The 9483-nt window shown below is 26.3% G+C and carries 11 protein-coding genes; 1 reads left to right on the forward strand and 10 read right to left on the reverse strand.

Features of this window, described 5'->3' with window-relative positions; all coding sequences use genetic code 11:
• The 3 genes from J7G74_RS05655 to J7G74_RS05665 all read right to left on the reverse strand — a co-directional run.
• The coding region (locus J7G74_RS05655) for a cytidylate kinase-like family protein (RefSeq protein WP_297132945.1) at positions 1-471 on the reverse strand (471 nt) is incomplete at its 3' end.
• Between the two features lie 54 nt (positions 472-525).
• The gene (locus J7G74_RS05660; protein WP_297132946.1) at positions 526-1170 is read right to left on the reverse strand and encodes an HAD family hydrolase; all 645 of its coding nucleotides are present in this window, start codon (positions 1168-1170) and stop codon (positions 526-528) included.
• Positions 1171-1262: 92 nt separating this feature from the next.
• Complete coding sequence (locus J7G74_RS05665) at positions 1263-1943, reverse strand: CPBP family intramembrane glutamic endopeptidase (protein WP_297132947.1); 681 nt, start codon at positions 1941-1943, stop codon at positions 1263-1265.
• A 154-nt stretch (positions 1944-2097) separates the two neighbouring features.
• On the opposite strand from J7G74_RS05665, the gene srtB reads away from it, so the two are divergent.
• Positions 2098-2775 carry a class B sortase gene (gene srtB / locus J7G74_RS05670; RefSeq protein ID WP_297132950.1) on the forward strand — a complete coding sequence of 226 codons (678 nt, stop codon included), beginning with the start codon at positions 2098-2100 and terminating at the stop codon, positions 2773-2775.
• A gap of 23 nt (positions 2776-2798) precedes the next feature.
• Here srtB and J7G74_RS05675 read toward each other — a convergent pair whose 3' ends face one another.
• The 7 genes from J7G74_RS05675 to J7G74_RS05705 form a co-directional block, all read right to left on the reverse strand.
• Positions 2799-3476, reverse strand: coding sequence for an NAD(P)/FAD-dependent oxidoreductase (locus tag J7G74_RS05675; RefSeq protein WP_297132952.1), 678 nt, complete (start codon positions 3474-3476; stop codon positions 2799-2801).
• Between the two features lie 61 nt (positions 3477-3537).
• Positions 3538-4404 (reverse strand): aldose 1-epimerase family protein, encoded by an 867-nt coding sequence (locus tag J7G74_RS05680; protein ID WP_297132954.1) that lies wholly within the window; start codon positions 4402-4404, stop codon positions 3538-3540.
• A gap of 90 nt (positions 4405-4494) precedes the next feature.
• Positions 4495-6204: a phosphoenolpyruvate--protein phosphotransferase gene (gene ptsP / locus J7G74_RS05685; RefSeq protein WP_297132958.1), complete on the reverse strand. Its 1710-nt coding sequence runs from the start codon at positions 6202-6204 to the stop codon at positions 4495-4497.
• A 73-nt stretch (positions 6205-6277) separates the two neighbouring features.
• The gene (locus tag J7G74_RS05690; RefSeq protein ID WP_297132961.1) at positions 6278-6538 is read right to left on the reverse strand and encodes an HPr family phosphocarrier protein; all 261 of its coding nucleotides are present in this window, start codon (positions 6536-6538) and stop codon (positions 6278-6280) included.
• A gap of 47 nt (positions 6539-6585) precedes the next feature.
• Positions 6586-7773, reverse strand: coding sequence for a patatin-like phospholipase family protein (locus J7G74_RS05695; protein WP_297132963.1), 1188 nt, complete (start codon positions 7771-7773; stop codon positions 6586-6588).
• Between the two features lie 66 nt (positions 7774-7839).
• Positions 7840-8184 (reverse strand): hypothetical protein, encoded by a 345-nt coding sequence (locus J7G74_RS05700; protein ID WP_297132965.1) that lies wholly within the window; start codon positions 8182-8184, stop codon positions 7840-7842.
• A 57-nt stretch (positions 8185-8241) separates the two neighbouring features.
• Positions 8242-9483 (reverse strand): Eco57I restriction-modification methylase domain-containing protein (locus tag J7G74_RS05705; protein WP_297132967.1); only part of this gene is annotated, 1242 nt, incomplete at its 5' end.

Consider the following 9483-nt stretch of genomic DNA (forward strand, 5'->3'; position numbering starts at 1 on the left):
ATAATAAGATGCTCTCTCTTTATCTATTTTTTTCACTATATTTTTACTTATTTCTTCTTTTATACCATGCTCATGTATAGCTCTTTGTCTTCTAAATTCAAAATCCCCATGAACAAATATATTTACCACATTATCAAAATCTCTAAGTGCATAATTAGCTGCTCTTCCTATAAATATACATGACTGCTTTTGAGCTAGTTTTTGCATTAAATTAAATTGTTTTAAAAATAATTGATGGTTTATTGGAAGTGAATTTGTACAAGCATCAAATCCGAAGTAACTTAATACTTTTAAAGGTTTCTCATCATATTTTTCAAAGTATTCTTTACAATAACCGCTTTCTTTTGCTACTAAAGTTAACAATTCTTTATCATAACATTCAATTCCAAAATACTTTGATAATCTTCTTCCAATTTCTCCTCCACCACTACCATATTCTCTACCAATAGTTATTACAAATTTATCTTTCATAAAATATCTCCCCCAATCTTATAATTAATTATTGAAACTTTTTATAAATCATTCTCAAATAACATCTATTAATTTAGACAGTCTTTCTGCTATCTTTATATGATTGTATTTTTCAAACTCTTCTTTTGAAGTTGTTCCTGTAGTAACTGCAACAAAATCAATACCTGCGCTTTCTGCTGCCTTAGCATCTATATAACTATCACCTATATATAACACTTCCTTTTTATCACAATTAAAATATTCAATTGCTGTATTTAATCCTTCAGGATCTGGCTTGTGAGTTGAAACATTTTCATACCCTATAACATAATCTATGTAATTATAACAATCCAAGTGATTTAAAATTTTTATAATTCTTGTTCCCATTCTACTAGATACTATACCTACTTTTATATTATCTTCTTTTAACTTTTTTAAAGTATCTAACGTATCTTCAAATAAAACTGTATTTTCTACTGTTATTTCATCAGATTTTTCTCTGTAAATATCTACTAATTCTTTTATTTTTACTTCATCTTCTATACCAGTTAAAGCTTTAAATGCATCATCTAAAGTCATTCCTATAGTTTTAATTGTTTTATCTCTATCATATCCCTCTAACTCCATTGTTGAAAAAGTATGTTTAAAACATTCAGTTATAGGCATAGTTGCATCTGCTAAAGTGTAATCAAAATCAAATAAACATAATTTATATTTCATCTTATCACCCCATTTTTTGTCATTATTATTAATAATAGCATAAATAAAGAGGGTCATTAACCCTCTTTTATTTTTTCTGATATTTAAATTATTCATCTCCCAAATAAGTTAATAAAGCTATGGATTAATATAGATGAATATGTATTCTTAATTTTATATCTAAAATATCCTATAAATAGTCCATAACTTAACATCAACGAACATTTAATAAAAGTAATAAATACCATATGATTAAGTCCACTTCTCATAATAACCGTATCTATATACCCAACTTGCCAAACTGCAAAATAAACAGTAGTAAGCAAGTATACTTTAAACTCACTTTTGTGTTCTTTTTGAAGAACTCCCCATATATACGATCTAAAAAGTACTTCTTCATAAATAGGTATAATAATTATTCCATAAACTAAAGGTATTAAAGTATATATTGATACTTCTCTTTGAAGTAAAGGTGATGTAACAATAAGAAGTAATAATGCTAAGGTAACTAATAAATAATAAATCTTGGACTCTATTGTTTTCATAAAAGAAAAAATATTTAGTGATATATTTTCTCTTTTCCCTTTATAAATTATATAAATAGTCAGTATTATCATAATTCCCATAGAAATAAGCATTTCATTTAAACTATTTTTAGGAATAAACGCAAAATATATCTGTTTACCTATAATCCTTACCCCTTGTAAAATAATTAATAATAATATTATTTTAATTGTAATATAAGAGTTGTCATTATTATTTGAGTAAGTACTTTCCTTTAAATTATTATTCATTTTACACTCCTTTTAAGTAATTATTTTAAAAATTATCTCTATAATCTTATTATTAAATTTATAATTAATTACACTTTTTTATTAATTTTAATTAAATTGTGTTTATTTTTAGTTAAATTTTGTATAAAATTGTATCTATAAGGGGAGGTTAATGATGAAAAAATTTTTTAATAATTTAATTACATTTGTATGCTTAATAACTATTGCTATATCTGGCTATAAAATATTTGCAAAACTAAGTGAATATAAAAAGGCTGATAATATTTATACAGAAATTCGTGAAACAAAGGAAAATTCAAATAAAAGTTTGTCGTCTATAAATGATGATTATATATTTTGGATTAATGTAGATGGAACTAATATAGATTATCCGGTAGTTCAAGGTGAAGATAATGATTTTTATCTTAATCGTGGATTTAATAAAGAACATTTGAGCTCTGGTTCAATTTTTTTAGATTATAGAAATAATTTTGAAGCCGATTTAAACTCTGTAATCTATGGTCATCACATGAGGAATGGAACTATGTTTGGTGAATTAATGAAATTTAAAAAAGAAGAATTCTTTGAAAATAATAAAGATATTACTATCACTACAAAAAATAAAACTTATGATTATGAAATATTTGCTGTGGGTGTTTTTGAGGCTGACTTCGGTTATAATCATACTAGCTTTTCAGATGAAAACGAGTTCAAAAGCTTTTTAGATAAAATTATGAAAAATTCAATTTATACAAGAGATATTGTAAGCTCTGATGATAAGATAATAACTCTATCAACTTGTAGTTATGAATATGACGATGCTCGTACAGCAATATTTGCAAAAAGAAAATAACTGAGCTTTACTCAGTTATTTTTTTATAAAATTAATTTTAAATTTGCCTTTTCCAGTACATCTTCTCTAAATTTTTCTATACTTACTCTATCTATAAACTCTCCAAGCTTTTCTCCTGCGTAAGCTTCTTCATTATAATAGTCAAAAATAACTTTTATTAAATTAAAAACTTCTTTTTCATTTAAACCTTTTGTTACTATATCCGAACTTCTTGGATTATACCCAGCACTACCACCTACAGTGACGAACATCTTTCCATCTAAATCAGTAATCACTCCTACATCCTTTGAGTAAACACTTGTACATGCATTTTTACACCCTGCAACACCTATTTTAGTTCTACAAGGCAACTCCATACCATGAAAGTTTTTACTTAGTTTCATACCTAAACCTATTGTAGGGTATTTAGATCTTTTACAGTAATTTGCAGGGCAAATTTCCACATTCTTAACTGAATTTTGCACTCTTACTGCTGGTTCCATACCTAACTCTTCCCATATAGATTCTAAGTCTTCTTGTTTTAGATTTGTAATTAGTATTCTTTGTCCTGAAGTTAATTTTAAGACTCCCTTATATTTTTTAGCTACTTCTGCTATTTTTATAAGAGTTTCTGGAAGAACAAATCCTCCTGGTATATGAGGTGTTATTGCAAAAGTTCTTTTACCATCTCTTATTTTTTGTAAATTTCCATATCCACTCATTTATAAATTTCTCCTTATATAAATAATATTATATCATTATTATATAAAATATAAGTTAAATTTATTTAATCTCAATGGCATAATCAGTTGTAAAAGTTTCTCCAACATTTAGTTTGTTAATAAATTTTTTATTTTTATAAATCTTATCACTATTCACACTATCTGCTAATCCATACCAAGGTTCTATGCATATAAATGGTGCTGTTAAATTCTCATCTTTATAATAAGGACTCCATATTCCTACTAAAGGAAATGCTTCAAAAGATACTTTTATATAATTATCTTCTTTTTTGTTTTTTATAGATAGTTCATCTATATTAGTAAATATAATAGCATCTTTTTCAAATGATTTAGGATTTAATTCTAAAGTCTCTAAATTAGATATAGATTTAATTTCATTATAATAAGGTCCTTCTAATGAAATTTGATTAACATTATCTTTACATTTAAATTCTATATAATAATTAGATAATTCTTCTCTTGATGATATATTAAAGGCAGGATGTGCTCCTATAGAAAAATATATTTCTCTACTATCTATATTTTTTACTTCCCACTTAATATTTAGCTTACCTTTTTCAAGTGTGTATTTTATTAGTAGTTCAAACGCATAAGGATAAAGTTTTTTACTTTCTTCATTTGATTGTAATTTATAAGTAATAAAACTATCAGTCTCATCTATTACTTCAAATTCCATATCTCTTGCAAATCCATGTTGACTCATATTATATAACTTATTTTCTATATAGGTTTCATTATCCTTTAATCTACCTACTATAGGAAAAAGTATAGGAGAATATCTTCCCCAAAATGATGGATCTCCATTCCAAAGTATTTCCTTATTATATTTTTTTGAGTATATTCTAGTTAACTCAGCTCCTGAGTTTTTACTTTCTATAATTAAATCACTATTTTCTAAAATATGCATCCCTTACCTCCAATATACAATAAAAAAGAGCTATCTAATTTATGACTTTATGGCATTTTAAGATAGCTCCTTTCCTATTATTTAAATTAATTATTTATTAAATGTTTTTTCAACATAAGCTTTTATTTCTTCTGCTGTTCCAAGAGATAATACTTCATTAGAGAAGTTTTGCATATCCTCGTAACTTAAAGAATTTATTAATCTTCTTGCAGGAAGTATAGATATTGGACTCATTGAAAATTCATCTAATCCAAATCCTAATAATATAGGTATCATTAATTGATCTCCTGCAGATTCTCCACACATTCCAGCCCATTTACCTTCTTTGTGTGCATTATCTATAACCATTTTTATAAGTCTTAATACAGCTGGATTGAATTGATTATATAAGTAACTTATTTTTTGGTTCATTCTATCAACTGCACAAGTATATTGAATTAAGTCATTTGTTCCTATTGAGAAGAAATCAACATGTTTAGCTAGTACATCAGATATTATTGCAGCAGATGGTACTTCTATCATCATACCAACTTCTACATCATCTGAATAAGCTATTCCCTCAGATTTTAACTGAGCTTTAACTTCTTCACAAACTTCTTTAGCTTGTAATAATTCTTCTAAAGAAGATATCATTGGGAACATTATTCTTAACTTACCATGAACACTAGCTCTATATAATGCTCTAAGTTGAGTTATAAATATTTCTTTTCTATCTAAGCAAATTCTTATTGCCCTATATCCTAAGAATGGATTCATCTCTTCATCCATTGGTAAGTAGTCTAATTTCTTATCTCCACCTATATCAAGAGTTCTTATAACAATTGGTTTTCCATTCATTCCCTCTAATACTGTTTTATATGCTGTATATTGTTCTTCTTCACTTGGGAAATCTGTTCTATCCATATATAAGAATTCTGTTCTATAAAGTCCAACACCTTCAGCATCATTTTTTATAAGACCTTCAACATCATTTGGAGTTCCTATATTTCCAGCAAGTTCAACGTGTCTTCCATCAGTTGTACAAGATGCTTGTCCTTTTAATAATTCTAAAGCTTTTTTGTATTCTTCAAAATCAGTTTTTAGTTTTTTATATGTATCAATAGTTTCTTCATCTGGGTTTATTATTACTTCTCCAGTATCACCATTAAATGCTATGAAATCTCCATCTTTAATTTCTTTAGTTGCATTAGTTAAACCAACTATAGCAGCAACTTCTAAAGTTCTAGACATTATAGCAGTATGAGAAGTTCTTCCCCCTATATCTGTTAGGAAACCTAAAACTTTCTTTTTATCCATTGTTGCAGTATCAGATGGAGTTAAATCGTGAGCTACTAATATAACTTCTTCAGCTAAGTCAGCTAAATCTATTACTTTTACGCCTAATATATGTCTAAGTACTCTGTTTGTAACATCTTTAATATCTGCTGCTCTTTCTCTCATGTACTCATTGTCCATAGCTTCAAACATAGATACAAACATTTCTTTTATTTCATTTAAAGCATACTCTGCATTAACTTTCTCATCGTTTATTTTACTTACTGCAGATTCTACTAATTCTGGATCTTCTAAAACTAATAAATGAGCTTCAAATATTTCAGCTTCATGTTCTCCAAGCTCTGCTAAAGCCTTTTCCTTAACTTTAGTAAGTTCCTCTTTAGATACTTGTACTGCATTTCTTAGCTTAGCTACTTCAGCTTCACAGTCAGTTACTACTTTTCTTTCTATTACTAATTCTGTTTCCTCAATTACTAATGCTTTCCCCAATACAATCCCTGGAGATGCGCCTATTCCCTTTAACATGTTGCTTATCCTCCTAAAGACATTATTACACTAAAACCTGGGTAAATTAATTTATACCCAGGCATATATTTTATTATTCACCAAATCCACTTTCTACTAATTCAACTAAAGCATTTACTGCTACTTCTTCATCTGCACCAGTTGCACATATAGTTACTTCTTCACCTTTTCCAAGTCCTAAACTCATTATACCCATTATTGACTTAGCATTTACAACTTTTCCCTTACATTTTACTTCAACTGTTGAAGTAAATTCTGATGCTTTTTTTACAAACATACCAGCTGGTCTTGCGTGTAAACCAGTTTCATTTTTTATTACTACTAACTTTTCCATATTACAACCTCCAGGCGATTTAAAATATTTAATTAAATAATTAGCTTTTATTTTTGTTTATTAAAATCATAAATAATCAAATTGGTGATTATTTTCGCTAATTTACTAGTATTTTGAGTAACAAGCAATTTATTATTTTTCATTTGTTTGTTACAAATTTGGACTACCTTATCAAAGTCATAAAGTTCAATCCTATTTATATTATTTTCCTCAAGCTTTCTCTCATATATACTATAAAAAATATCCTTATAAGAAGAGTTTTTATCTATTTCTAAGACTTCAATAATCTTAGGTATGACATTCTCCATTAAAGTTCGACGATTTACATCTTTTTTAATATGTAATAAATAACATAAATGATTTATTGTATCAGTATTTATATTACTAATTTTTTCAAAACAATATTTTTCATCGTATTTACAATCAAGATTGAAGAAATAATTAACACCATCATATCTGTCATATGCTTTCATAGTATCAAGATATCCTAATTTAATATTTGTTTTGATATGATCCTTGTCCTTATTCAAAGATCCTCCTAAACATTGAGATGGTACTATTACTTTTAAATTTAAATCTTGATATTTATTGATAATCATCTTACCAAGAAAGTCATCAACTAACCTAATTACTACTATATCATTATATCCCTTCTGTGCCAACATATTAATTGGTATATTATCAGAAAACATTCCATCTAAATATAATTTATCATCCAATTTGTCCAATTGGAATATAGGAAGAGAAGCACTTGCTATTAGATAATCTACTATTTTTCCTTTTGGTATATCTTCCTTATAAAGATTTATAGGAAAAATTTTTCCGTCCCAGTAAGCAGTCGTTATACCAAATTCATAACTTGAGTTTCTAATTTTCTCTTCATCTACATTTTCTTCTAATAATTTTCTCAAAGGACTTATATCAATACCTTGCTTTTTTCTTGCTTTATTCATTAACTCTACCACATCGTGAAAACTTTTAGGTTTCATCTCTATATCTTTATATCTTTCGTATGTGTCTTCATCGATGTTCATAAAGCTTTTATAATCATAATTTACCCAAATATCCTCCATAGCTTCTAAGTCTCCTTGAGCTATAAATGCTCCATTTAGAGCGCCGATGGAAGACCCTGCTATTCCAGTAAATTGAATTCCTAAATCTCTTAAGGCTTTAAAGGCACCTATTTGATAAGCTCCTTTTGTACCTCCACCTTCAAGGACTAAACCTTTTTTCATTTTATCACCTATCTTTTAATAGAGAATATATACTACAAAATATATATTCTCCATATATTTTGTATTTTATTTTATAGCCCCTCCGGTATTAACAACTTTTACTGACTTCAAAAATAATTTTTTCTCTATTGGATTTAGTGATAAATTACTCATTACATAATTTTCTTCGTCAACAAGATATATCTTCTTAAATCCTGATTTTAAAAATGACATACATACAGTTCTTATATCTTCATCATTTTCACACTCAAAAAATGCTGGAGTAACAACTAGTTTATATAATGATGCTTTCTTATTTTTCATAGTTTGCTTATAGGTATTTAAAAAGTTATTTACATCTCTTTTACTTATATACCCATGTACATCAACATAAACTCTTTTTTCTTCTTCATTAACTTTAATATTTATCACTTACATCCCCCCTATTAATTCATTATTCTATTATATGAATTAATAGTTGATATAGTGCTATAATTCAAGAGATTTATTAATTAAATTACTAATTTTATTTTGCAGGAAATGGGTTTCATTTTCAAGGTAATAAATTTCTTTATTAAGGATATTATTTTTACCTTGCAACTTAATTAACTTTCTGTCTTCTTGAATAAGCATTTTCAGATAAATTATTTTTTTACACAAGTCTTCTATTTCCTCATAGTTATCATCCTTAAATATTTTTATTTTCATTACACTATTAGGATAATAATCATATAGTTTATTACCCATACACTTTGCAGTCATTTTAAAATATTTATCATACACTTGACTATTTAGTATTCCTAATAAGTATTCATATGAAAATAAATCTTTGTATTCTTCCTTAATAAAAAAAGAATATACATCAGCACTACAAAAGCTATTATTGTTATCAATGGCAAATCTATTAAACTTAGATTTATAAGGATACATTATTTTTTTTCTTTCAAATAAAGATGTTTCCCTACCCCATTGTAACTCATACCATTTTCTTATATTATTTCTACACTCTCTTCTATTTTCTAATTTATCTTTATATGGTAAAAAACAATTTTCTTTAATATAAGGAAAATTATTTATATCCTCTATATTATTAGAATATATAAGCTTTTGATTACTTTCTTCTATAATATATTGATTTATATTTTTATTTTTTATCCATGGTTTGAGTAAAATCTCATCTATGTTTTTTATTCGTTCATCATCCTCACAAAGAATAAATGATTTATCACATCCTGTTATTATACCTTGGAAGCTTTCTACAATATCTTCTAACTTATACTCACACTTTTTTTGAATTTTCTCATATAATTGTCTATCCTTACCATTTAATATAACCCAATTATTTCTTAAATTATCTTGGCTTATACTTATTTTTTCACAAATATTATTATTTAAAATTTCATCTAATTTATATATTTTTTTCAAGTTTATTTTCTCTTCTTTTATTTTATAAACTTTTATTACATTTTTAAAATTTTCATTACTATCAATTACATTATACGATTTAGTTTTATTAGAAAAAATTAAAATTAAAGGCGATACCCCCAAATTTTCAAAAACCTTAATCCCATTTAAATCTATAATTTTATGTATAATACTATTTTCAAAAAGATAGCATCTTAGCGGTTTTCCTGATGGACTCTCCAAAAAATACCTAGGAGTTATAAGACCTATTTTACCATTTTTATCAATAACATCTAAAGATTTTTTATAAAAACAAAAATATAAATC

This window comes from Terrisporobacter sp., from assembly GCF_017888745.1.
Classification (GTDB): domain Bacteria; phylum Bacillota; class Clostridia; order Peptostreptococcales; family Peptostreptococcaceae; genus Terrisporobacter.

What these genes read in the sequence shown, in the direction of transcription:
- srtB (WP_297132950.1), top strand. Translation starts at nt 2,098, where the DNA reads ATGAAAAAATTTTTTAATAATTTAATTACATTTGTATGCTTAATAACT.
- J7G74_RS05695 (WP_297132963.1), bottom strand. Translation starts at nt 7,773, where the DNA reads ATGAAAAAAGGTTTAGTCCTTGAAGGTGGAGGTACAAAAGGAGCTTAT.
- ptsP (WP_297132958.1), bottom strand. Translation starts at nt 6,204, where the DNA reads ATGTTAAAGGGAATAGGCGCATCTCCAGGGATTGTATTGGGGAAAGCA.
- J7G74_RS05675 (WP_297132952.1), bottom strand. Translation starts at nt 3,476, where the DNA reads ATGAGTGGATATGGAAATTTACAAAAAATAAGAGATGGTAAAAGAACT.
- J7G74_RS05680 (WP_297132954.1), bottom strand. Translation starts at nt 4,404, where the DNA reads ATGCATATTTTAGAAAATAGTGATTTAATTATAGAAAGTAAAAACTCA.
- J7G74_RS05665 (WP_297132947.1), bottom strand. Translation starts at nt 1,943, where the DNA reads ATGAATAATAATTTAAAGGAAAGTACTTACTCAAATAATAATGACAAC.
- J7G74_RS05690 (WP_297132961.1), bottom strand. Translation starts at nt 6,538, where the DNA reads ATGGAAAAGTTAGTAGTAATAAAAAATGAAACTGGTTTACACGCAAGA.
- J7G74_RS05660 (WP_297132946.1), bottom strand. Translation starts at nt 1,170, where the DNA reads ATGAAATATAAATTATGTTTATTTGATTTTGATTACACTTTAGCAGAT.